Annotated in this window: 19 protein-coding genes; 3 read left to right on the top strand and 16 right to left on the bottom strand. The window is 71.0% G+C overall.

Translation table 11 applies throughout. From position 1 onward, the window contains the following. Positions 1-2: 2 nt before the first annotated feature. From ACFWZ2_RS40930 to ACFWZ2_RS40900, 7 genes are all read right to left on the bottom strand, one after another. Positions 3-1,286, bottom strand: coding sequence for an MFS transporter (locus ACFWZ2_RS40930; RefSeq protein ID WP_384554800.1), 1,284 nt, complete (start codon positions 1,284-1,286; stop codon positions 3-5). 135 nt (positions 1,287-1,421) lie between these two features. Beyond that, a complete protein-coding gene (locus ACFWZ2_RS40925; RefSeq protein WP_384554814.1) occupies positions 1,422-2,324 on the bottom strand; it encodes an MBL fold metallo-hydrolase in 903 nt (300 codons plus the stop codon). Positions 2,325-2,451: 127 nt separating this feature from the next. Then, the gene (locus tag ACFWZ2_RS40920; RefSeq protein ID WP_384554798.1) at positions 2,452-3,246 is read right to left on the bottom strand and encodes a BTAD domain-containing putative transcriptional regulator; all 795 of its coding nucleotides are present in this window, start codon (positions 3,244-3,246) and stop codon (positions 2,452-2,454) included. Between the two features lie 448 nt (positions 3,247-3,694). Further along, positions 3,695-4,894 (bottom strand): acyltransferase family protein, encoded by a 1,200-nt coding sequence (locus ACFWZ2_RS40915; RefSeq protein ID WP_384554796.1) that lies wholly within the window; start codon positions 4,892-4,894, stop codon positions 3,695-3,697. Then, positions 4,891-5,721, bottom strand: coding sequence for an SDR family NAD(P)-dependent oxidoreductase (locus tag ACFWZ2_RS40910; RefSeq protein ID WP_384554794.1), 831 nt, complete (start codon positions 5,719-5,721; stop codon positions 4,891-4,893). Before ACFWZ2_RS40910 ends, ACFWZ2_RS40915 begins: the two co-directional genes overlap by 4 nt. A 75-nt stretch (positions 5,722-5,796) precedes the next feature. After that, positions 5,797-7,023 carry a methionine adenosyltransferase gene (metK, locus tag ACFWZ2_RS40905; protein ID WP_384554791.1) on the bottom strand — a complete coding sequence of 409 codons (1,227 nt, stop codon included), beginning with the start codon at positions 7,021-7,023 and terminating at the stop codon, positions 5,797-5,799. A gap of 259 nt (positions 7,024-7,282) precedes the next feature. Further along, positions 7,283-8,440, bottom strand: a complete 1,158-nt coding sequence (locus tag ACFWZ2_RS40900; protein ID WP_384554789.1) for a nucleotide disphospho-sugar-binding domain-containing protein — start codon at positions 8,438-8,440, stop codon at positions 7,283-7,285. Positions 8,441-8,846: 406 nt separating this feature from the next. On the opposite strand from ACFWZ2_RS40900, the gene ACFWZ2_RS40895 reads away from it, so the two are divergent. The 3 genes from ACFWZ2_RS40895 (at position 8,847) to ACFWZ2_RS40885 (ending at position 11,902) form a co-directional block, all read left to right on the top strand. Further along, complete coding sequence (locus ACFWZ2_RS40895) at positions 8,847-9,989, top strand: nucleotide disphospho-sugar-binding domain-containing protein (RefSeq protein WP_384554787.1); 1,143 nt, start codon at positions 8,847-8,849, stop codon at positions 9,987-9,989. 119 nt (positions 9,990-10,108) lie between these two features. Next, positions 10,109-10,822, top strand: coding sequence for a class I SAM-dependent DNA methyltransferase (locus ACFWZ2_RS40890; RefSeq protein ID WP_384554785.1), 714 nt, complete (start codon positions 10,109-10,111; stop codon positions 10,820-10,822). 48 nt (positions 10,823-10,870) lie between these two features. Next, positions 10,871-11,902, top strand: a complete 1,032-nt coding sequence (locus tag ACFWZ2_RS40885; protein ID WP_384554783.1) for a hypothetical protein — start codon at positions 10,871-10,873, stop codon at positions 11,900-11,902. 91 nt (positions 11,903-11,993) lie between these two features. On the opposite strand, the gene ACFWZ2_RS40880 is transcribed toward ACFWZ2_RS40885, so the two are convergent. The 9 genes from ACFWZ2_RS40880 to ACFWZ2_RS40840 all read right to left on the bottom strand — a co-directional run bounded on the left by ACFWZ2_RS40880 (position 11,994) and on the right by ACFWZ2_RS40840 (position 21,378). Further along, a complete protein-coding gene (locus ACFWZ2_RS40880; RefSeq protein WP_384554781.1) occupies positions 11,994-13,136 on the bottom strand; it encodes a nucleotide disphospho-sugar-binding domain-containing protein in 1,143 nt (380 codons plus the stop codon). Then, complete coding sequence (locus ACFWZ2_RS40875) at positions 13,133-14,056, bottom strand: NADP-dependent oxidoreductase (protein ID WP_384554779.1); 924 nt, start codon at positions 14,054-14,056, stop codon at positions 13,133-13,135. Before ACFWZ2_RS40875 ends, ACFWZ2_RS40880 begins: the two co-directional genes overlap by 4 nt. Before the next feature lie 96 nt (positions 14,057-14,152). After that, positions 14,153-15,583, bottom strand: a complete 1,431-nt coding sequence (locus tag ACFWZ2_RS40870; RefSeq protein ID WP_384554777.1) for a DHA2 family efflux MFS transporter permease subunit — start codon at positions 15,581-15,583, stop codon at positions 14,153-14,155. A 68-nt stretch (positions 15,584-15,651) separates the two neighbouring features. Then, positions 15,652-16,566, bottom strand: a complete 915-nt coding sequence (locus tag ACFWZ2_RS40865) for an NADP-dependent oxidoreductase (RefSeq protein ID WP_384554775.1) — start codon at positions 16,564-16,566, stop codon at positions 15,652-15,654. A gap of 175 nt (positions 16,567-16,741) precedes the next feature. Continuing rightward, positions 16,742-17,686 carry a 3-hydroxyacyl-CoA dehydrogenase NAD-binding domain-containing protein gene (locus ACFWZ2_RS40860; RefSeq protein ID WP_384554772.1) on the bottom strand — a complete coding sequence of 315 codons (945 nt, stop codon included), beginning with the start codon at positions 17,684-17,686 and terminating at the stop codon, positions 16,742-16,744. Further along, positions 17,683-18,753 (bottom strand): LLM class flavin-dependent oxidoreductase, encoded by a 1,071-nt coding sequence (locus ACFWZ2_RS40855; RefSeq protein WP_384554770.1) that lies wholly within the window; start codon positions 18,751-18,753, stop codon positions 17,683-17,685. Before ACFWZ2_RS40855 ends, ACFWZ2_RS40860 begins: the two co-directional genes overlap by 4 nt. An 18-nt stretch (positions 18,754-18,771) precedes the next feature. Continuing rightward, entirely contained in the window at positions 18,772-19,233 is a 462-nt protein-coding gene (locus ACFWZ2_RS40850) for a nuclear transport factor 2 family protein (RefSeq protein WP_384554768.1), read from the bottom strand. A 172-nt stretch (positions 19,234-19,405) separates the two neighbouring features. Continuing rightward, positions 19,406-20,851, bottom strand: coding sequence for a multicopper oxidase family protein (locus ACFWZ2_RS40845; protein WP_384554766.1), 1,446 nt, complete (start codon positions 20,849-20,851; stop codon positions 19,406-19,408). Further along, a complete protein-coding gene (locus ACFWZ2_RS40840) occupies positions 20,845-21,378 on the bottom strand; it encodes a hypothetical protein (protein ID WP_384554764.1) in 534 nt (177 codons plus the stop codon). The genes ACFWZ2_RS40845 and ACFWZ2_RS40840 overlap by 7 nt, the downstream gene beginning before the upstream one ends. Between the last annotated feature and the right edge of the window lie 89 nt (positions 21,379-21,467).

Raw genomic sequence — 21,467 nt, 5'->3', positions numbered from 1 at the left:
CACTAGGTCGCGGCGGCGTCCGTCGCCCTGCCCTCCACCGCCGTACCGGCCTTCTCGTCCTCGGCTTCCGTGGGTGCGAGGACGGTGAGATGCCGGATCTGCGGTACGAGCAGGGCCGCCGCGGTGGCCACGGTCATCAGGGCGCCGCAGACGAGGAGCGCGGGGCGGGCCCCCATGCCCGCAGCGAGGGGCGCGGCGGCAAGCAGGCCGAGCGGGCCGATCATGAAGGAGCCGACCGCGTCGTACGAGGCGACCCGGGAGAGCGCCTCGCGGGGGATCTCGCGCTGCATGGTGGTTTCGAACAGCACCCCGAAGGTGTTGAAGCCGATGCCGAGCACGAACGAGCCCGCGACCACGATGGCGAGCGGCGCGGAGAAGCCGAGCAGCACCACGGGGATCGCCATCGCGAAGAGCATCGGGGTGGCCACCAGGAGCGGGCGGCGCGGCCGGAGGCGGAGCGAGACCAGGACGCCGACCAGCGTGCCGGCCGACTGCCCGAGCAGGACCGTCGACCAGGCCGCCGCACCGCCCATCTCCTCCTTGGCGACGACCGGCCCGAGCACTCCGTAGGCCGCCTGCATCGCCGCGGCCATCAGGGAGAACTGCAGCACGGTCACCCACAGCCAGGTGCGGCTTGAGAACTCCTTCCAGCCCTGGCGCAGATCCCCGAGGACCGAAGTCTGCCCGGCCGGGCGCTCGTTGTGCTTGAGCCGCAGCGAGGCGAGCAGCACGGCGGAGACCACGAAGGCCGCCGCGTTGGTGGCGAGCGCCCAGCCGGGGCCGACCAGCGCGACCATGCCGCCGGCCAGCGAGAGCCCGAGGAGCCGGGCACCGTTCATCCCGAAGCGCAGCAGGGCGTTGGCGGTGTGCAGCCGGTGGGCGGGGACCACGTCGGGGACCACGCCGGTGAGCGCCGGGTAGTACAGCGCGAGCGAGACGCCGATGACCACGGCGCAGACGACGACGGGGGTGATGGGCGGGTTCCCGGTCAGGAACAGGACGGCCAGGCAGGCGAAGGCGGCGGCCGAGGCCAGCTCGGCACCGGTCATCAGGATGTTGCGTCGGGGCACCCGGTCGGCGATCACGCCGCCGAAGAGCATCAGCGCGATCTCCGGGACGGTCTGGGCCGTCAGTACGAGCGTCAGCGTTCCGGCGGTGGCGCCGGGCAGGTCGAGGACCGCGAAGGTCAGGGCGACGGGCCCGAACGCCGACCCGAGGACGGAGATGGTGCGGGCCGTGAAGAGCACGGCGAACCGCTTGTCGCGTAACAGACTCAGGTCGCGCAACTCAGGCACCTTTCACGTGAACGACAAGGAACGGCGCCGAGTGCTACGACCCAAGAGGCCCTGGGGACCCGGCAGCTGAGGACAGTCTCAAACCTCAAGTCCGCTACAGGTCAAGAGCAGGCAAAGGGATGCTGGTCACGCATGGCATGCGGGAAGCCCGCCGTGGTGCTCGACCATCTCCCCGAAGATCCTCGCGACATCCAGCTCGACACCCAGAGGGGCGTCGCCCACCTCGGCGTACGCGCGGTGCAGATTCCCCACGAGGCGTTCGGAGTCCAGGAGTCCGGCGAACTCGCCCAGGTCGCTCTCCGCGGCGAGTTCGAGCGGGGTGAGCCCGGCGCGCATCCCCTCGGCGGCCAGCTCGCGCAGCCACCGCAGATAGGCCTCGTTGGCGTCCAGGATCTCCGGGCCGCCGACGGGACCGTGCCCGGTGACGATGGTCCGCGCGCCGTAGGACCGCAGCGTCGCAATGGTGCGCAGGGAGCCCTCGACGGACCCCATGAGACAGAACGGCGTCGCCCCGTTCATCACGATGTCCCCGGTGAACAGCACGGACCGCTCGGGCAGCCACACCACCGTGTCGGTGGTGGTGTGGGCCGGCCCCGGATGGATGAGCTCCGCCGTCAAGTCGCCGATGTGGAGCGTGAGCCGGTCGCGGTACGTGAGGGTGGGCAGGGACAGCGGGAGGTTCCCCCACTCCACGCCGGGCCAGAGCCCCTGCAGGCCGAAGCCCGCGACCGCCATCTCGGCGCGGGACTCCTCGTGCGCCACGATCACGGCGTCGTCGGCGAAGAGGTGGTTGCCGAAGCTGTGGTCGCCGTGAAAGTGCGTGTTGACCACGAAGCGCGGCGCGGCATCGGCCACCGTCGCCACCGCGGCGCCCAGGGCCCGCGCCCTGCGCTCGGTCGCCGCGGTGTCGACGAGCGCGACCTCACCGCCGCTGACCAGGACGCCCGCGTTGCTCAGACACCAGCCGCCGTCCGGCTGGACATAGGCGTGCACCCCGTCGGCGACCTCCTGCAACCGCGGTGCGGGCAGGGCCTGGTGCTGCTGGTGCGGTGCGGTGCCACGGCCGTCCGGGGGCGGAGGTCCGGGCAGGGTCGACTGCGTCACGCGGGGGGCCTTTCGTCTTCCGAGGGGGCGGACGGGGGAAGCGGGCGGGCCATCAGGCCGTGGCGACGTCGAAGCGCTCACGGCGCACCGCCGTGGGCTGACCGAGCACCCGCTGCTGGAGCTGCTGGAGTTCGGGCGAGGGTTCGAGCGCCAGCTCGCTGTGCAGGATCCGCCGGAGTTCCTGGTAGGACTGCAGGGCCTCGGCGCGGCGCCCCGACTGGCTGAGCGCGTCGATGAGCTGGCCGTGGAACCACTCGTTGAAGGGGTACTCCTGGACCAGTGCCCGCAGTTCGGGGATGAGTTCGCGGTGCCGCCCGAGCAGCCGCTCCGCCTCTATGCGCAGTTCGGTCGCGCGGATGCGGACCTCGGTCAGATAGGTGATCTGCGCGCCGAGGACGGCGCCGACCGCGGTGTTGGCGAGCGCGGGACCGCGCCACAGCCGCAGCGCCTCGTGCAGGGCGGCGGAGGCCAGGGCGGGTTCGTCGGTGTCGAGATGCTGCTTGCCTTGCGCAAGGAGCCGCTCGAAGTGGGTGACGTCCAGGAGTTCTTCGTCGACCTCGATCAGATATCCGGCGGGCTTGGTGACGATGGCGGGCCGTTCGGACGCCGCGAAGCGCTCCTGGGCGAAGAGCCGGCGGGCGTGGTAGATGTACGTCTGAAGGGTCGTCAGGGCGCTGCGCGGCGGTTTGTCCCCCCAGAGTTCGTGGATGAACGACTCCACCGAGACGATCTTGTTCGGGCTGGTCAGCGCGAGGGCCAGGACCTGGCACACCTTGGGCGTCTGTGGAGTGTAGGAGTCGCCGGCGTCGTCGAGGAGTTCGAATGGGCCGAGCAGGTTGAACCGCACTATTGAACCCCGTTTCTGTGAAGGCCCACCTGCGCACATCCGGGGTGGTCGCGTCCCGTGCCGCATGCCGGTCGGCTGAGTGCTCCCGGGCATCCTCGGCGCGGTCCCGGTCGGCAAGGTGGCTGCGCGTCCGTGGGCCTGAAGGTGAGCGGGGCGGCCGTGTCCGTCCAGGGTCGCGGCCGACCCGCTCTGTCTGCTTACCGTGATTCCTCAGGAGCATACAAAACCGACGTAGCTGTTTGTCAAGATAGTTGAAGCCGCCCCGAGCTCTCGACGTGACCGCTCGATGAATGAGAGATCCGTCATGTTTTCCCAGGTGGATTAGGGATTTTCGACCCTGATCAGGCGCGCTTGAGGGTGTCCGTAGTCCGGACGTTCTGCGCTGGGCCTTGGGGGATTCCGATCCGAAGGGGTGCCCGTAGCGAAAAATAACAGCGGTAATGGTCTGTTAATTGATGGTCGATTCGCTGGTCCGGACCGGGGTCTGCGTCGGTGGCGGTGACATCGGCGACAGCTGGACGGGGACGGCAGCCGTCGCTCTGCCACGGTTCTTCGGCCGCGACCAGCGCCGCATCGCGGGCACCTCGACGAACCGGTGCAGGAGCCAGGCGAACACGAGAGTGAGGGCGAACCAGGCGCAGGCGCGCAGGACGGCCTCGCCGGTGCCCCACTGATTGCCGCTGCCGTGGTCGACGGGCCCGTGATACGCCACGATCATGTGCACCATGTAGAAGGCGAAGGAGATCTCCCCTAGCCACACCATCACCCTGCCGCCCATCGGGCCCGGTGTGCCCGCGATGTCGCCCTGCGCGCCGGTGACCACGATGAGGCACATCGGCAGGAAGCAGGCCGACACGAGCCCGTAGGAGCCGGGCAGGTGGATCGTCAGGAGATAGCCGGGGATCAGCGTGAGCGCCGCGACGGTGCGGCTCACCGGGATCCGGCGTCCGCTCAGCACGATCCGGGCCAGCAGGATTCCGGCGACGAACTCCAGGAGTCGGGTCACGGGCAGGAAGTAGACGGCCCAGAACTGGTACCAGCCGTACGGGAGTCCGGGCAGGTCCTGCTGGGGCAGCAGCGCGTCGGCCAGGGCGGCGACGGCGACGGTGCCGAGCGCGACGGCGCCGAACCAGCCCCACAGGTGCTGCGGGCGGATCTTCTTCACGAGGGCCAGGAGCGCGGGGAAACAGAGGTAGAAGACCAGCTCCACGCAGAGCGACCAGGCGGGCCCGTTCACGCCCCGGACGACGGCGTACTCCGGGACCCAGGCGTTGACGAGGAAGAGGCCGGGCAGGAACTCCCGGCCCGACACGGCGCTTCCCGCGAGCAGCGCAAGGGCGAGTCCGCCGATCCAGGTGACGCAGTGGTTCGGGTAGATCTTCACAAGGCGCCGCCGCCAGAACAGCGGCGCCCGGTCGCCGTCCCTGGCCGACCAGGTCAGGACGAAGCCGCTGAGGATGAAGAAGAACGACACCCCCAGATAGCCGAGCGTGCCCAGGTACGTGGTGAGGTCGTCGTTGATCCGCTGGTCGGTGAACATCCAGGCCGCGGAGAGGTGCGAGAGGAACACCAGCAGGGCCGCGAGGAACCGCATGCCGGTCAGGGAGGGCAACGTCGACGGGCGCCGCGCCGCTCGCGTCTGGCTCATGTGCTCTGCTCCCAGTCCGTCACCACGGCGCCGTGGGCGTCGTAGGCGCGCATGCGCTGGACGAGCAGCTCCTCCTTCTCGATCTCCTCGAGACGGTCGAGCATCCGGTCCAGGTCGTCGCGCACGGACAGGTAGCGGCCGTGCAGCGCGTCGTACCGCCCGGACGCCAGATCGGTCACGAGCCAGCCCGAGTGCTCGACCGGAGTCCATTCCATGTCGGGGTACTTGGCGGCGAACGACGCGGTGAGACGGGTGTGCACCGCACCGGGGCTGATGGCGAACGCCCGGATGCCGGTGTCGGCCGCGGTCAGCGAGATGTCGAGCGTCTCGGTGAACCGGACCAGGGCGCTCTTCGCGTACGAGTACGAGGACAGCGGGTAGGGCAGCACGCCGCTGTCACTGCTCACGGTGATGACGCGACCGCCGCCCGCGGCGACCATGCCGGGCAGCACCGCGCGCGTGCAGACGAGGGGGCCGCGCACATTGGTCTCGAACGACGCCCACCAGGAGTCGAGTTCGCCCTCCCAGAAGGGGGCCTCGCCGACGGTGAAGACGGCCGCGTTGTTCACCAGCAGGGTCACCGGGCCGAAGTGCTCGTCCACCTGGCGCACGACGGCGTCGACGGCCGTCTCGTCCGTCATGTCGCCGGGCACGACCAGGATGCGCGAGCGGTCGTCACCGGCCAGCTGGGCGGTGCGCTCCAGTTCGTCGCGGCTGCGGGACATGACCGCCACGCGGTGTCCTGCGGCGGCCAGGGAGAGCGCGATCTGGCGCCCGATGCCCCGGCCCGCACCCGACACCAGCGCCACCTGATTCGACTGTTCCATCGGTCTTCCTCCTTCTTGCTTCGTGCTCATGTCGTGTGTGCCGCTGTCGTCGGTGCGGCCGGGGCGTGGCAGGGGTCAGTCGAGACCCGCGGCCCCGCGCAGGGCGTGTGCGCGGTCGGTCCGCTCCCAGGTGAAGTCCGGGTGGGTGCGCCCGAAGTGGCCGTACGCGGCGGTCCGCGCGTAGACCGGACGCAGCAGGTCGAGATCGCGGATGATCGCGGCGGGCCGCAGGTCGAAGACCTTGCCGATCGCCGCCTCGATGCGCTCGGGGGCGACGGTGTTGGTCCCGAAGGTCTCGACGAAGAGACCGACCGGCTCGGCCTTGCCGATCGCGTAGGCGACCTGGACCTCGCAGCGCGTCGCGAGGCCCGCGGCGACGACGTTCTTGGCGACCCAGCGCATCGCGTACGCCGCCGAACGGTCCACCTTGGACGGGTCCTTGCCCGAGAAGGCGCCGCCGCCGTGCCGGGCCATGCCGCCGTACGTATCGATGATGATCTTGCGGCCGGTCAGGCCCGCGTCACCCATCGGACCGCCGATCTCGAAGCGCCCTGTCGGGTTGACCAGCAGGCGGTAGCCCTCGGTCTCCAGCTTGATGCCGTCCTCGACGAGCGCCTTCAGCTCCGGCTCGACCACGAACTCCCGGATGTCCGGGACCAGCAGCGTGTCCAGGTCGATGTCGCTCGCGTGCTGGGAGGACACCACGACCGTGTCGAGACGCACCGCCTTGTCACCGTCGTACTCGATGGTGACCTGTGTCTTGCCGTCGGGACGCAGATAGGGGATCGTCCCCTTCTTGCGCACCTCGGACAGGCGGCGCGAGAGACGGTGCGCCAGGTGGATCGGGAGCGGCATCAACTCCGGGGTCTCGTCCGTGGCATAGCCGAACATCAGGCCCTGGTCGCCCGCGCCCTGCTTGTCGAGCCCGTCGCCCTCCGCACCTTCGGCGGCACCCCCGACACGCTTCTCGTACGCCGTGTCGACGCCCTGCGCGATGTCGGGGGACTGGGCGCCTATGGACAGCGTCACGCCACAGGAGGCGCCGTCGAACCCCTTCTCCGAGGAGTCGTAACCGATCTCGAGGATCTTCTCGCGCACGAGCTGCGCGATCGGCGCGTACGCCTTCGTCGTGACCTCACCGGCCACGTGCACCAGGCCGGTGGTGATCAGCGTCTCCACGGCGACCCGGGAGGTGGGGTCCTGACGCAGCAGCGCGTCGAGGATGGTGTCGCTGATCTGGTCAGCGATCTTGTCGGGATGGCCCTCGGTCACGGACTCCGAGGTGAACAGACGACGGGACACGGCACTCCAGGTGATTCGCAGGGGGCCGGACCGCGGCGGCGCAGGGCGCGCCGCGGACCCGCTGAATGGCGCCGCCACCGTAGGTCCGCCGCGACGAGGGGCCCTGGAGATCGGCTCGATGTTCGCTCGGCACCGCCCGGCACACGAACGCCGCCGTCCGCGGGCGGTGCGGACGGCGGCGTGCGGTGTTCAACTGCCGGGCGGATCAGACCTTGTGATCAGCTTGTCGATCGGTTCGTCGTGAGTCAGGCCTTGTCGGTCAGGTTTTGTCGATCAGGCCGAGCAGTCGCGGGACCATCTGGTCGGGGCCGGGCTCCGCGGCCAGCCTGCGTGCCGCTGCCCGCGCGGTGGACGCCAGCTCGGCGTCGTGCAGGAGCGTCTTGAGCAGGGGGGCGTCGACGTTCTCGGGGTCGCGGCTCAGGCCGAGCCCGGAGCGCTCGATCATCGCGGCGTTGATCCAGTTGTCGGCGCCGTGCGGCAGTGCGAGCTGGGGGACCGCGGCGTGCGCCGAGGCCAGCGTGGTGCCGGAGCCGCCGTGGTGGATGATCGCGTCACAGGTCGTCAGGAGCGTGCTGAGGGGCGTCCATCCGACGACGCGCACGTTGTCGGGCAGAGTGCCGAGCGAGTCGAGCTCGGGGTCGTCGCCGAGCGCGAGCACGAACTCCGCGTCCACGCCGGCCGCCGCACCCAGCACGCTCTCCAGGCTGCCGACGCCCGTCACATGCGGCACGGTGGTGCCGAGCGTGACACAGACCCGCGGCCGCCGCTTGGGCTCCGCCAGCCAGTCCGGCAGCGTGCCGCCGCCGTGGAAGGGGACGGAACGCATCGTCCACCCCTCGCCCTCGCCGTGCATCATGTCCTCGGGCGCGAAGTACACGGACGTGATGGACGGCAACTCCGCGGGGACGCCCATGCGTTCGTAGACCGGCACGAGATGCGGCAGGAAGCGCTGGGGCATCGTCCCCTCGCGCAGGAAGCTGAACCCGTGCTCGACCGCGGGCACACCGAGCGCACGGGCGGTGACCAGGGCGGCGCCCTGCAGCCGGGAGTACACGATCAGATCCGGTTGCCAGGCCTCGGCGAACCGGAGCGTGCCCTCGACCATCAGATCGCTGACGCGGGAGAACTTCTCCAGGATCACCTCGGGCGTCTGCAGGGTCTCGGCCATCGTCAGGCCCCGCTCACGCATCGCACGGGCCCGCTCCTCGGGCGGGGCGCTGGACCGCGGGAAGATCGCGGTGAAATCGGCGTCGGGGGAGACCTCGCGCACGGGGAACCCCGCGTGCGCCGCGGCCTGGGTGGAGACCCCGGAGGTGGCGACGGCGACGTCGTGCCCCGCGGTCCGGAACGCCCAGGCGAGACCCGAGGCCGGATAGAGATGGTCAAGTCCCGGAGAGACGGCGAACAGAACGCGCATCGCGTCGACCTCAATCCCATGAGTCCGGTGAACGGTGACGGCCGGTGGCAGCCGTCCGGAGTGTCCGGAGTGTGCGCGGCGCTGCTCGACGAAGGCTTGAGCGGCGCCTGACCGGTCCCGCGGGGCGTGCGCCGGGCCGCGCATGTCGAGCCGGAGTCAAGAGGGTCTCGAGGCCGGTAAGTGACCGTCCTGGCGTCGGTGCAGAGAAGTGAGAAAGGATCCTCATGAAGACTGCCGCCTCGACGTCCTTCGATGGGCCGGAAATTCTGCCGTCGACCGGGACCCCCACGCCTCGGTCCGGTGTCGGCCGGGTGCGGAATCGCGTGCGGGCGGCCAGAGTTCACCACACCGGTGCCGCGGTGGGCGCCGGGCGGTGGAAGAACGCCCTCATCGTGGATTCCCCGTCATGAAGTGCCTCTTCGTCTTCGAGGGCGGCGCGGGCGCGATCATGCCGCTCGTGCCCCTGACGCACGCCCTGCGCGGTGCGGGCCACGAGGTGCTCGCCGCCGCCTACCCGGGGGCCGTTCCGGTGCTCCAGCGGGCCGGCATCCCCACGGTCCCGGCCCCGCGGCGGGCTCCCGGGGAGTACCGGGACATCCCTCACCAGGGCTCCCTGGACGGGGACTTGGAGGAGCGGGCCCTGGCGCTCGGCGCGATGGGAGCGCACATCGCGGCGGACACCCGCACGGAACTCCTCGCCCTGGCGAGCCGTTGGCGGCCCGACCTGATCGTCGGCGGCCCGCTCGCCTACGCCGCGCCCCTGCTCTCCGCTGATCTCCAAGTACCGTACGTCGCAGTCGAGTTCGGCCACGCCGAGCCGCTGAACTGGCACCTGGCCACGCTGGCCGAGCTGACCAGGCTCGGATACGACACCCTGCCCGAACCCGCCCGCACCTTCATCCTCACCCCGGAGGTCCTCCGGCACGGCGCCGACGACCCGTTCATGCGGTACATCGAGGGCGAGCCGATGCGCTTCCTGCCCTACTCCCCGGTGCGCCAGGTCGAGCCGTGGATGACGGCGAGGGGCAGCAGGCCCCGGGTCTGCGTCTCGGCGGGCAGCAGGGTCAGCGGGGAGTACGGCCTCGACCATCTGACCGACCTCATCGACGCGGCCGCCGCGCTCGACGTCGAACTGCTCATCGCCGCGCCTGACGAACTCGCCGCCCGTACGGGCCCGTTGCCGAAGAACACGAGAATGGGATGGATGCCCTACGACGTCCTCGGCCCCACCTGCGACCTCGCGGTCCACCACGCGGGCGGCAGCACGACGCTGTGCTTCGCGGCGAGCGGCGTACCCCAGGTCATCGTCCCCTCCACGTGCGAGTTCGAGGGCTACGTCTCCCCGCTGAGCGGCACGGGCGCGGTGAAGGTCCTGCCGGCCGACGGCTACACACCGGCCGACATCGTGTCCGCCTGCACGGACGTCCTCGCGGACCCGTCGTTCCGCGGCGCGGCCGAACGGCTGCGCGCACAGCTGAACGCCGCCCCGACGCCGCACGCGGTGGTCGGCCGACTGGAAGACGCCGCCGCAGCAGCCGTCGGCGCATAGGGCCCGCGGGCCCGCACATCACAGCTCCCTGGAGCACCGCTCTCTGCAGCACAGCTCCCCGAAGCACCGCTCACTCCAGCACAGCTCCTTCAAGCACAGCTCACCCATGGAGGCTTTTCATGTACGAGAACGCCAGCGCGGCCGAGATCTACGATGCGCTGTACCAGGACAGGAAGGACTACGACGCGGAGGCGGCCCAGGTCGCCGCGCTCGTCAGGGAGCGGAAGCCCGGCGCGTCGACGCTCCTGGACGTGGCCTGTGGCACGGGAGTCCACCTGGAGGGCTTCGCCAAGCGCTTCGACAAGGTGGCCGGGCTCGAACTCTCCGAGTCGATGGCGGCCCGTGCGACGGAGCGGCTCTCGGGCGTTCCGCTGCACCACGGCGACATGCGGACCTTCGACCTCGGCGAGACGTTCGACGCCGTCGTGATCATGTTCAGCTCGATCGGCTATCTGGACACCGTCGCAGACCTGAACAGCGCCGTCGCCGCCATGTCCCGGCACCTCGCGGACGACGGCGTCCTGGTCGTCGAGCCCTGGTACTTCCCCGACACCTTCCTCGACCGCCACGTGTCCACGCACGCGGTGAAGCGCGGCAGTGAGGGCATCGCGCGGGTCTCCCACTCGACGCGGGAGGGCGACAAGACCCGCATGGAGATCCACTACCTCGTCGCGGACGGTGCCAACGGCATCGAGCACCGCAGCGAGGTGGACTACCTCACCCTGTTCTCCCCCGAGGAGTACACCGAGGCCTTCCGTCAGGGCGGGCTGAACGTGACGTACCTCGAGGGCACGGCGGGTGCCCCCGGATTCTTCGTGGGCACGCGCGAGTAACACACAGTTCAGCACCTTCAACTTCGACAGCAACGGGGGATATCACCCATGCGAAAGACGAAGAGATCGACCGGCGCCGTCGCGGCCGTGGCCGTGCTCGCCGCCGTGGCGGGAACCGGCAACGCCGGCGCCGTGTCGGCCGCCACCCACAGCGAGCTAGGCCTGCTGGCAGGAGGCACGACCAACCGGGCGTTCTCCATCAACCAGCAAGGTCTGGCCGTCGGCGACTCCGGCACGGCCGCGAACAGCGGGCACGCGGTGCTGTGGAACGCCCAGGGCAAGCCCACCGATCTCGGTGTGCTGCCGGGGGACTCCACCAGCACCGCCTTCTCGGTGAGCGCCAACGGCGAGTTCATCAGCGGCCGTTCGATCGGCGCGACGGAACGCGCCGTGCGGTGGAACAAGGACCGCACGGCGACCCCGCTGCCCGGCAGGTCCGACGCCGTGCGGACCCGGGCGTACAGCATCAACAACAGCACGACGGCCGTCGGCTTCTCCGTCAGCCCCGACGGCAACTGGCACGCGCTGCGGTGGGGTGCCGACGCCAAGATGACGGAGCTTCCCGGCCTGCCCGGCGCCGTGTCGACCGGGGCGACCTGGATCAACAACCAGGGCGTCGCGGTGGGCGGTTCGGTCACCGCCGACGGTGTGCAGAGCGGGGTGCGCTGGGCGCCGGACGGCACGGTCACCGCGCTGCCGTCCCTGCCGGGGCACGGCGACGTCGCCGCCACGGCGATCAACGACTCGGGCGTCGCGGTCGGTGCGTCCAGCGAGACCGCGGGCTCGCCCTCGCAGGCGGTGAAGTGGACCAGCGACGGCAAGGTGAAGGCTCTCGACAACCTGCCGGGCGACATCGGGAACAACGCGCTGGCCATCAACGGCAGCGGATACGCGGTCGGTTACTCGGTGATGCCCGACGGCAAGCACCGCCCCGTGCGCTGGAAGCCGGACGGCACCGTGACCGCCCTCGACACCGCGACGCCGGGCGTCGGGGACGCGTACGGCGTCTCCGACAGCGGCAAGGCGGTCGGCGTCGTCACCCCCTCGGGCAAGCCGGCGCGTGCCTGGCTGTGGAACTGAGCCCGGTCGTGATCTGACCTGACACCCGAACGATGCGAGCCCCGTGGCCGGCAACCGGCCACGGGGCTCACATCGTTCACGGGAGGATCGGTTACGCGTACGCACCGGCGGCGGCGATGTCCTCCAGGCGGCCCACGAGGGCCCACGGGGTCGGCGCGGCCGCCATCTCCGCGCGCAGTCCGTCGGCGGCCTTCGCGTACGAAGGGTCGCCGAGCAGTTCCTCGCAGGCGGACACCAGCGCGGCCGGGGTGTGGTCGCCGGCGCCGAGCACCTTCGCGGCCCCGGTGGCGCCGATGGGCACGAGGTACTCCTCGAACTCGACCACGTTCGGGATCATGACCTGGGGGATCCCGTGCGCGGCAAAGCCCAGCATGGTGCTGCCGCCGCCGTGGTGCAGGGCCAGGTCGCAGGTCGGCGCCACGACGTCGAAGGGCAGCCAGCCCACCCGAGCCCGCTCGGGCAGGGCCCCCAGATGCTCCGCCACGTGATCGGGCGTGGCGATGAGGAGTTCGACGTCCAGACGGGCCGCGGAGTCGATCAGACCGTTCAGATGATCCAGGCCGTAGTCGGTGCCCACGCGGGACCCGGCCGATATCCAGACCCGCGGACGGTCGCCTTTGGTGACCATCCACGGCTCCAGGGGCCGGGCCGACGAGTACGGCAGGTACCGCATCGGCTCGCCGGGCAGACGGCGCATCGCCCCGTCGGCGGGCCGCACGCTCTCCGGGCACAGGAGCAGGGTGGCGGCGGGCGAGGGCAGCTCCCCGAAGCCGAGCCGGGCGAGTTCGGCGACGGTGACCTGGTGCCAGTTCAAGGGCTCGGCGAAGCCGAACTCGACGGCCACGTACGGAAGATGCAGCTCCGCGGAGAGCAGCGGCGCGGCGTACGCGAGCGGTCCGCCGACGATCAGATCGGGGCGCCAATGGGATACCAGGTCCCGCAGATCGTGGACGGTGTCCGCCGCGATCCGCGCCCCGATGGCCCCGAGGACCGCCGCCCGCTCGTCCAGGTCACCGGAGATCGGGACCAGCTTGCCCGCGCGCTGCTCCCGGTAGTCCTTCGGCGACTTCCGCGGCGCGACGACCGCGGGGACGCCCGCCTCAAGGAGTGTGGGCAGGGCGTCCTCGTGGGCCGCGGCGATCACCTCGTGCCCCGCGCCACGCAGGGCGTGCGCCAGGGGTACGAGCGGCAGGATGGCGCCCGGGCCGCCCTCGAAGACGAGGAGGGCTCTCATGACGTGTGGTCGACCAGGATGACGATCTTCCCTCGCCCATGGCCGAGTTCGACGGCGCGGTGGGCATCGGCGGCCTTCTCCAAGGGGTACGCCCCGCGGATGTGCACCCCGATGCCGCCCTCGCTGTACAGGTCGACGAGCGACTGCAGACGCGAGGCGGACCGGCCGGGGCCGAAGAGCGGGACGCCGAGTTCCTTGGCGAGGTCGAAGGAGAGCATGGTGCGGACCCGGTTCCGGTCCTTCACCAACTCCACCGAGGCGCGCAGCGCTTCGGGACCGGCCGCGTCGAGGGCGGCGTCGACACCGCCCGGCGCCACGGCACGCACCCGCTCCACCAGGCCCTCGCCGTACTCGACGGGGGTCGCGCCGAGCGAGCGCAGATAGTCGTGGTTGGCCTCGCTGGCCGTACCGATGACCTGCTCGGCGCCCCACTTCAGGGCCAGTTGGACCGCGAAGCTGCCGAGCGCGCCCGCGCCCGCGTTGATCAGGACGGTGTCGCCCTTGCCGACGCGCAGGTGGCTCAGCGCGAGATGGGCACCCTGGCCGTTGCCGGAGAAGCCGCCCGCGACCTCCCACGGCATCGCGGCGGGCTTGGGCACGATCTGGTCGGCGGGTACGACGACGTACTCGGCGTAGGCGTTGAGCGTGCTGAATCCGATGACCTCGGTGCCGAGTTCGACACCGGTGACCCGGTCGCCCAGCTGGTCGACGACACCGGCGAATTCATTGCCGGGGACCGTCGGCGGCACCGCAGCGAGGAACGGCGGCGTCCAGCCGCGGCGGATCGCCGCGTCGAACGGCTGCACACCGGCGACCTTCACCCGGACGCGGACCTCACCGGGCCCGGCGTCAGGGGTCGCCAACTCGTGGATGTCGAGCACATCCGGGGGTCCGAACGAGGACAGGGCGGCTGCCTTCATGGTGGTCCTCTCTCATGGGTGTGGGCACACGGCGGCCGCGGAAGCGGCCGCGAACGTGGCGACAGTGGAGTACGTGCCCCGAGCGGGGCGGCCCGGTCAGCTCTTGCGCTTCGAAGGCAGGAGCAGGGAGAGCCCCAGGGGCACGATCAGGAGACCGGTCATCCACCAGAACGTGACGGTGAACGCCGAGGCGTCGAAGGAGGTGTCCCGCTGGGACGTCAGCTGCAGGCTCACCGCGGCGAGGGCGCCACCGAGGGCGCCGCCGATGCGCTGTGCCACGGCGCTGACCGTGGTGATGTGCGGGATCATTTCCTCCGGCAGGGCGGCCTGGTAGAGCGAGGCCGACAGGGGGATGGAGACGGCGGCAAGACCCATGCCGCGCAGCGCCAGGGCGGTGCCGAGCAACAGGTCGTTGGGGTCGGAGTCGACGAGGGCGAAGGGGAGCGTGCCCGCCGTGACGAGCAGCAGCCCGCACAGCACCACGGGACGTGGCCCGAAGCGGTCGCTGAGCGAGCCGACGAAGATCGCGGCGATACCCATCCCGGCGCCCTGCGGGGCCAGCAGCGTGCCCGCCGCGGTGGCGCTGAGCCCGACGATCTGCTGGTAGTAGAGCGGAATCAGGAACAGCAGGCCGTACAGCAGGAAGCCGACGATGAACGTCATCACGACGGGCACGGTGAACCCGCGGACGGCGAAGACACTCAGGTCGACGATCGAACTGCCGCGCCGCCTGCGGGCGTGCACCACGAACCAGGCGGTGAGCACGGCACCGGCCACGACCGAGCCCACGGAGACGACGACGTCGCCCCAGTGCAGGCCCCCCGCGGCGCCGAGGTCCGCGACCCCGGACAGGCCGTAGACGAGTGCGGACAGTCCGGGGGTGACGAGGAGCAGGCCCTTCCAGTCGAGCCGGGCCGCACGGTCCCCTGCGTCCTTGGGCAGGATGACCCAGGCCGCCACCAGGGCGATCATCAGCAGCGGAATCTGCCCGAAGAACAGCCAGCGCCAGCTCACGACGTCGATGACCGCACCGCCCGCGATGGGGCCGAGGACCGGCGCGAGGGTGGAGGGCACCGCCACGGCGCTGATCGCCCGGCCGACCCGCTCGGGGCCGGCCGCGCGCGCGAGCACGATCGTGGCGACCATGCCGATGAGCCCTCCGGAGAACCCCTGGAGGACCCGGAACATGATGAGGCTGGCCGGGGACCAGGCGATGCCGCACAGCCCCATCGAGGCGAGGAACGCCATGAGCGACTGGAGCCAGACCGTGCGGGCCCCGAAGCGGTTGACCGCGTATCCGGACACCGGGATCGCCGCACAGGTCGCCAGCAGATAGGCGCCGGTGATCCACTGGATCGACTGGGTCGACGCCGCGAAGTCCTGGCCGATGGCGTCGATGGCCACGACCATCAGCGTGCCGTCGATCGCGGCGACGATCGTGCCCAGAATGACCACGCAGCCCAGCGCGATCAGACTGGTTTCCTTCTTCGCCGCAGCCGTGTCCGCGGACTTCACTTCTGATGCCATGTGCTTGCTACGTCCTTTTCGGGCCCCGAAGGACCGGCTCCCCTCCCCGGCATCGAATGCGGTCCTGCTCAGTCCACGACGAGGACGATCTTTCCGCGCCCGTGGCCGGTCTCCAGGTCGCGGTGGGCGTCGGCCGCGTCGGCGAGCGGATAGGCCGCGCGGATGTGCAGCTTGATGAGGCCCTGCTCGTACAGCTTGACCAGCTCGGCAAGACGGTCCGCGGACCGGGAGGGACCGAGGGCGGGCACGCCCAGTTCCTCGGCCGCCTCGTCGGAGAGCATGGTGCGGATGCGGTTCTTGTCCGCCACCAGTTCCACCGAGGCGCGCAGCGCGTCGGGGCCCGCGTTGTCCATCGCGGCGTCGACGCCGTTCGGCGCGAGCGCACGCACCCGCTCGACCAGGCCCTCGCCGTAGGTCACCGGCACCGCACCGATCGACCGCAGGTACTCGTGGTTGGCCTCGCTGGCCGTACCGATGACCACGCCCGCGCCCCACGCCTTGGCGAGCTGCACCGAGAACGTGCCGAGCGCACCGGCAGCGGCGTGGATGAGCACCGTGTCACCGGGGTTGACCTGCATCTGGGACAGACACAGGTGCGCACCCTGGCCGTTGGCGGAGAAGCCGCCCGCGATGTCCCACGGCATGCTCTCCGGCTTCGCCGTGACCTGGTCGGCGGGCACCACGACGTACTCGGCGTAGCTGCCGGTCGTGCTGTAGCCGAGAACCTCGGCGCCCACCGCGAACCCGGTGACCCCGTCCCCGACCTCGTCGACGACGCCCGCGAACTCATTGCCCGGCACCACGGGGAAGGTCAGGTCCACGGAGGGCGGCGCCCAGCCCGTACGGATACCGGTGTCGAAGTGCTGGACGCCGGCGGCCCGGACGCGTACCCGCACCTGGCCGGCCCCCGCGTGGGGTTCCGGGACATCCGTCAGGGAGAGGACCTCGGGTCCGCCGAACTCCGTCAAGGCCGCAGCCTTCATCGCAAATCACCGCGCATTCATGTGGTTCTGGAATCGGTGGCACCGGCCGGAGTTGTCCGGGACCGATGCGCAAAGGATCACCCAAGCAGCTCGAGGGATCCTTGACTCCGACTCGACCCGGATTGGCCGGAGTCCGTCCCTCGTCGTCGACGGCCCGCGTCCCGCGGAGTGCCCGTCAGACGGTGCGTTCGGCCTCCGCGAGAGCCTTCAGTACGGCGGTCTGCTTGGTGTCGCGGGTACGCACCAGTTCTTCGTAGGACGCCCCGCCGTAGGCCGCCTCCGCCTGCTCGATGAGCGACTGGATGGTCGCGTCGTCCATCGGGGGCCGCCCGAGGAGTTCCCAGCCCTGCTCCAGGCCGGCGCCGAGCGTGGTCAGCCACTTGCGCAGGCCGCCGGTGCCGCCGCCCAGGTGGAAGGCGAGGAACGGGCCGACCGTGGCCCAGCGCAGACCGATGGAGTGCGTGACCACCTGGTCCAGCTCCTCCAGGCTGACGACGCCCTCGCGCACCAGGTGCACGGACTCGCGCAGCAGCGCCGACTGCAGCCGGTTGGCGGCGAACGCCAGGATCGGCTTGCGCAGCACGACGGGCACCCGGCCCACCGACTCGAAGAACTCCACGGCCTCCCGCACGGCGTCGGGCGACGTGCGTTCGCCGGCCACGACCTCCACCAGCGGCACCACATGCGGCGGGTTGAACGGATGGCCGACGACGAGCCGTCCGGAGTCGGCCATCCTGGCGCCCATGGCGTCGGGGTTGAGCGTGGAGGTGGAGGACAGCAGCAGGGCCCCGGGCCGGACCGCCGCGCCGATCCGCTCGAACAGCTCCTGCTTCAGCTCCAGGTTCTCGGGCGCGTTCTCCACGACGACGTCCGCGTCGGCGACCGCCCGCGCCAAGTCCGGCTCGAACTCCAGGCGTTCGGCGAACGTCGCCGGGTCCGCGCTGCCCTCGGGGAGGAACGGCGCGAACAGCTCGAGCGCCTCCTCGACGATCTTCGGGGCCTCCGCGCGGCGGCTGTTGACCCGCACCCGCAGGCCGTGGCCGAGGAACAGGGCGATCCAGCCCAGGCCGATGGTGCCGGCGCCGATCACCGTGACCGTGCGCTGTTCGTTGCCGCTCATGCCTGTCCTCCGCCGATCTTCGGGATGACCTCTTCGGCCATCAGACGCATCGTGGTCGCCGCGTCCTCGAACGACAGATGTCCCGAGTGCACGCCGAGGCTGATGGTGATGTCGTCGCCGAACCACCCGGAGATCTGCTCCAGTTGGGCCCGCACCTGGTCGGGCGCGCCGATGAGCAGCTTGTGCTGCTCCATCTTCGCGTCGAAGTGCGAGCGCTTGGTCGCCTCGACGAGCTTCTCGTAGCCGGGGTAGGCCTCGGAGCGGGTGTTCTCCCACGAGGCGACCGCCTGGCGGATGGCCGCGGAGTTGCGGTCGTCGTCGTGCCGGCCCTTGCGCCGCGCCTCCTCGCCGTCCTGCGCCACCACGCACGGGTAGCTGAAGTGGATCTGCTCGGCGCCCGGCCGGTGGCCCGCGGCCGCCCATTCGGCGCGGTACACCCGGAGCCGGTTCTGCAGCTCCTCGGTGGACATCACGTTGGGCACGGTCTGCAGGTTGTGTCCCGCACGGCCCGCCTCCGCACAGGACTCGGCGCTGCGCGCGGTGGTCACGAACACGGGCGGGTGCGGCTCCTGCACGGGCCGCGGCAGCAGCGTGACAGGACCGAAGGAGTGGAAGCGCCCGTCGACGACGACGTCCTCCTCCGACCACAGCCGCTTGATCGCGTCGACACCCTCCACGAAACGGTCCTTGGACTCGTCGATGGAGACGCCGAACGCCTTGAACTCGTCGGGCAGGAAGGCCCGTCCGAAGGCCGCGTCGACCCGGCCGCGCGAGATGTTGTCGAGCATGGCCAGCTTGCCCGCCAGCTTCACCGGGTGCTGGAAGGCGGGGATGGTGGCGCTGGTGCCGAGCCGGACCCGCCGGGTGCGGCCGGCCGCCGCGGCCAGGAACGTCACCGGGTCGGGGCTGTAACCGCCGTACGAGAAGAAGTAGTGCTCGACCATCTTCACGTGGTCGAAGCCGAGTTCCTCGGCGAGGTCGACGAGCCGCAGGGCCTCGTCGAAGTACTCCAGGGCGGGCTTGTCGGCGGGGCCGACGGTGGGGAAGAAGACGATGCCGAATTTCACGTGGGCTCCTCAGGCTTGTCAGTCGCGGCCGGAGCCGTCGTGGTGGAGGTCGCGGTGGCGCACCTGCCAGGTCCCGTCCACCTGCACCAGGTGGTCGTGGCACACGACGCTGGCGAAGATGTCCAGCGCGCCGCCCCGGGGGATCCGCATCGCCAGCGCGTAGGAGCGGGTCCGCAGCGATCCGTCGTCCTGCGGACGCACGTCGAGCATTCCGAGCCAGTGCCGGAAGTCGAGCTTGTCGCCGTCGAGGCGCTCCTTGCGGGCCCGGGAGGACGCACGGATCGCGTCCCGGCCGCGCAGCGGCTCGTCGAGCCGGCTCGCCTCCTGGAAGACGGCGTCCTCGGTGAAGGTCCCGGCCCACTCGTCGGGCCGCCCGTCGTCGAGGAGGCCCATCTGCCGGGCGTAGAACTGCTGCACCTGTGCGTACAGCTCGGCGGACACGAAGGTGCCCGCCGGGGTGCTGGGGGTGGTGTCGGTCATGCAAGCCGCCTTCGTCGGGGTACGAGGGTTGGCCGGATCCGGTACGTCGCCGTGGTGCCACGGCACGTCAGGTCCGGGGGACCGGGGCGAGTAGGGGAATTCACCGTCGCCGTCACTGATCCAGCGCGGCTGGAACACGGCTCGACGCGTCCTGGCAGGAGCGCGGCGTCCGCTAGGCGACCACGTCGATGCGGCCCATCTGACCGGCACCGGAGTGGCCCAACTGGTGGCAGTGGAAGAGGTACTGGCCGGTGTAGGGCCCCCACGTCATGGCGAGCTTCACGGTCTCGTCGGGTGCCAGGGTGACCGTGTCCTTCAGACCGGCGTCCCGCGTGGTGGCGGGTTTGCCGTTGCGTTCGAGCACCCGGAACGAGGTCAGATGGGTGTGGAAGCTGTGCCACAGGTGGAAGTCCGGCTGCCCCGCGGCGATGGGGGCCTCCATGTTGCGGACCGTCCAGACCTCCGTGGCGCCGAGCTTCGCCGTGACGTCGACCCGGGCCGGGTCGTAGAGCTTGCCGTTGATGGTCATGTCGGGGAAGGTGCGCAGCTCGAAGGAGCGCTCGACCGTGGGCGTCGGCAGGGGCGGGATCGTCGACAGGCGGGCGGGCACCGAGCTGTTGTCCGCCGCCTCGCGGTTCACGTCGAACCGCATCACCTCGGGCCGTTCGCCGGACAGCGCCGCGGTGTTCTCGAGGACCACCGAACCGCCCACGCCGTACCGCGAGAAGTCCACGACGATCTCGGCCCGCTCGCCGCCCATCATCAGCAGCTCGGTCCGCTCCACCGGCTCCTCCAGCAGTCCGCCGTCGGTGGCGATCTGGGTGAAGGCGGCGCCGTCGGCGAAGCGCAGCCGGAAGTACCGGTTGATGCACGCGTTGTAGATCCGCAGCCGGTACTTGCGGGCCGCCACCGCGAAGTAGGGCCGCTCCTTGCCGTTGACCAGCATGTGCGAGCAGTCCGACGGCCGCGTGTAGACCAGGGAGCCGTCCGCCTCGACCCGGCCCTCGCGGATGACCAGCGGGATGTCGTAGTCGCCCGACGGCAGCGGCAGTTCGCGCTCGGCGGTGTCGCTGAGCAGGTACATGCCCTGCAGCCCCATGAAGACGTTCTCGCCCTCCAGGTGATGCGCGTGGTCGTGGTACCACAGCGACGCCCCGCGCTGCTCGTTCGGATAGCGGTAGGTCCGCTCGCCGCCGGGTGCGATGACGTCCATCGGCAGCCCGTCGTGCTCGGACCGCACCTCGCCGCCGTGCAGATGCACCGCGGTGTTCACGGACAGCTCGTTGATCTGCCGCAGTACCACCTCGCGGCCCCGGGACGCCCTGATCGTCGGACCGGGGAAGGTCCCGCCGTACGTACGCACCGTGGACCGCAGGCCCTTGACGATCTCGACCTGGGCCTCCTTCATCCGTATCTCGTACAGATCGGACGAGGCGGTACGGCTGACCGGCGCGAGCACCCGCGGCACCGTCATCGCATGGGCGAACGGCACGGTGGGAGCCGCGGCGGCCGCGGCCGCGGGGCTCGCCGACGCACTGGCCGAAAGGCGCTCCCACGGCAGCACGGCCGCGGCACCGCCGACGGCCGCCATCTTGAAGAGGTTTCTGCGGTTCAGCATGGAACGGTTTTCCTTCCTGGGGAGGATTCCTCGGCGCCCGCGGTGACCCACGGCGCCCCGGCGCAGGCGGCGATCAGCAGCCCGGCCGGCAGATACAGCCGCAGCGCCGTCACGGCGTCCGCGCCGACCGCGGGCCACAGCGCCGCCCCGACCGGGGAGAAGGCTGTCGCCAGCGCCACGACCGGCACCGACACGGCCGCACCGGCGACGACCGTGGCCGCGAGGAACCCGGGCAGGGCCACCCGCCCCCGCCGCCCCCGCAGGAGCCGCGCCGCCGCCGTGTGCAGCGGCAGCAGCAGAAAGACGGCGACCGTGACCAGCGCCAGGAGCACGCCGACCCCGGGGTCGGGCTGCGTGACAGGACCGGAGCTGTGGAACCAGGCATGGTCCCCGGGCTGCGGCGCGGGCGGCCTCGCACGGTCGGCGGCGACCCAGGCGAGCGCGGCCGCCTCGGCGAACACGAACAGGCCGAGCGCGCCGGGCCGCAGCGGGGCCAGCGCGCCCAGCAGGAGCGGGCGGCGCCCCACCGCGGGGCCCCCCCCGACGGCCGGGGGGACCACGGTCACCCCCCCACCCCCTCAGGGAAGTACCTAGACCGGGCGCGGGGGTACCCCGA

It is taken from the genome of Streptomyces sp. NPDC059002, assembly GCF_042740435.1.
Lineage (GTDB): Bacteria > Actinomycetota > Actinomycetes > Streptomycetales > Streptomycetaceae > Streptomyces.
The sequence above is the reverse complement of the archived record's forward strand: the minus strand, read 5'-3'. Positions and strand labels throughout refer to the sequence as shown.

What these genes read in the sequence shown, in the direction of transcription:
- ACFWZ2_RS40915 (WP_384554796.1), bottom strand. Translation starts at nt 4,894, where the DNA reads ATGAGCCAGACGCGAGCGGCGCGGCGCCCGTCGACGTTGCCCTCCCTG.
- ACFWZ2_RS40910 (WP_384554794.1), bottom strand. Translation starts at nt 5,721, where the DNA reads ATGGAACAGTCGAATCAGGTGGCGCTGGTGTCGGGTGCGGGCCGGGGC.
- ACFWZ2_RS40900 (WP_384554789.1), bottom strand. Translation starts at nt 8,440, where the DNA reads ATGCGCGTTCTGTTCGCCGTCTCTCCGGGACTTGACCATCTCTATCCG.
- ACFWZ2_RS40895 (WP_384554787.1), top strand. Translation starts at nt 8,847, where the DNA reads ATGAAGTGCCTCTTCGTCTTCGAGGGCGGCGCGGGCGCGATCATGCCG.
- ACFWZ2_RS40890 (WP_384554785.1), top strand. Translation starts at nt 10,109, where the DNA reads ATGTACGAGAACGCCAGCGCGGCCGAGATCTACGATGCGCTGTACCAG.
- ACFWZ2_RS40885 (WP_384554783.1), top strand. Translation starts at nt 10,871, where the DNA reads ATGCGAAAGACGAAGAGATCGACCGGCGCCGTCGCGGCCGTGGCCGTG.
- ACFWZ2_RS40880 (WP_384554781.1), bottom strand. Translation starts at nt 13,136, where the DNA reads ATGAGAGCCCTCCTCGTCTTCGAGGGCGGCCCGGGCGCCATCCTGCCG.
- ACFWZ2_RS40875 (WP_384554779.1), bottom strand. Translation starts at nt 14,056, where the DNA reads ATGAAGGCAGCCGCCCTGTCCTCGTTCGGACCCCCGGATGTGCTCGAC.
- ACFWZ2_RS40870 (WP_384554777.1), bottom strand. Translation starts at nt 15,583, where the DNA reads ATGGCATCAGAAGTGAAGTCCGCGGACACGGCTGCGGCGAAGAAGGAA.
- ACFWZ2_RS40865 (WP_384554775.1), bottom strand. Translation starts at nt 16,566, where the DNA reads ATGAAGGCTGCGGCCTTGACGGAGTTCGGCGGACCCGAGGTCCTCTCC.
- ACFWZ2_RS40860 (WP_384554772.1), bottom strand. Translation starts at nt 17,686, where the DNA reads ATGAGCGGCAACGAACAGCGCACGGTCACGGTGATCGGCGCCGGCACC.
- ACFWZ2_RS40850 (WP_384554768.1), bottom strand. Translation starts at nt 19,233, where the DNA reads ATGACCGACACCACCCCCAGCACCCCGGCGGGCACCTTCGTGTCCGCC.
- ACFWZ2_RS40845 (WP_384554766.1), bottom strand. Translation starts at nt 20,851, where the DNA reads ATGCTGAACCGCAGAAACCTCTTCAAGATGGCGGCCGTCGGCGGTGCC.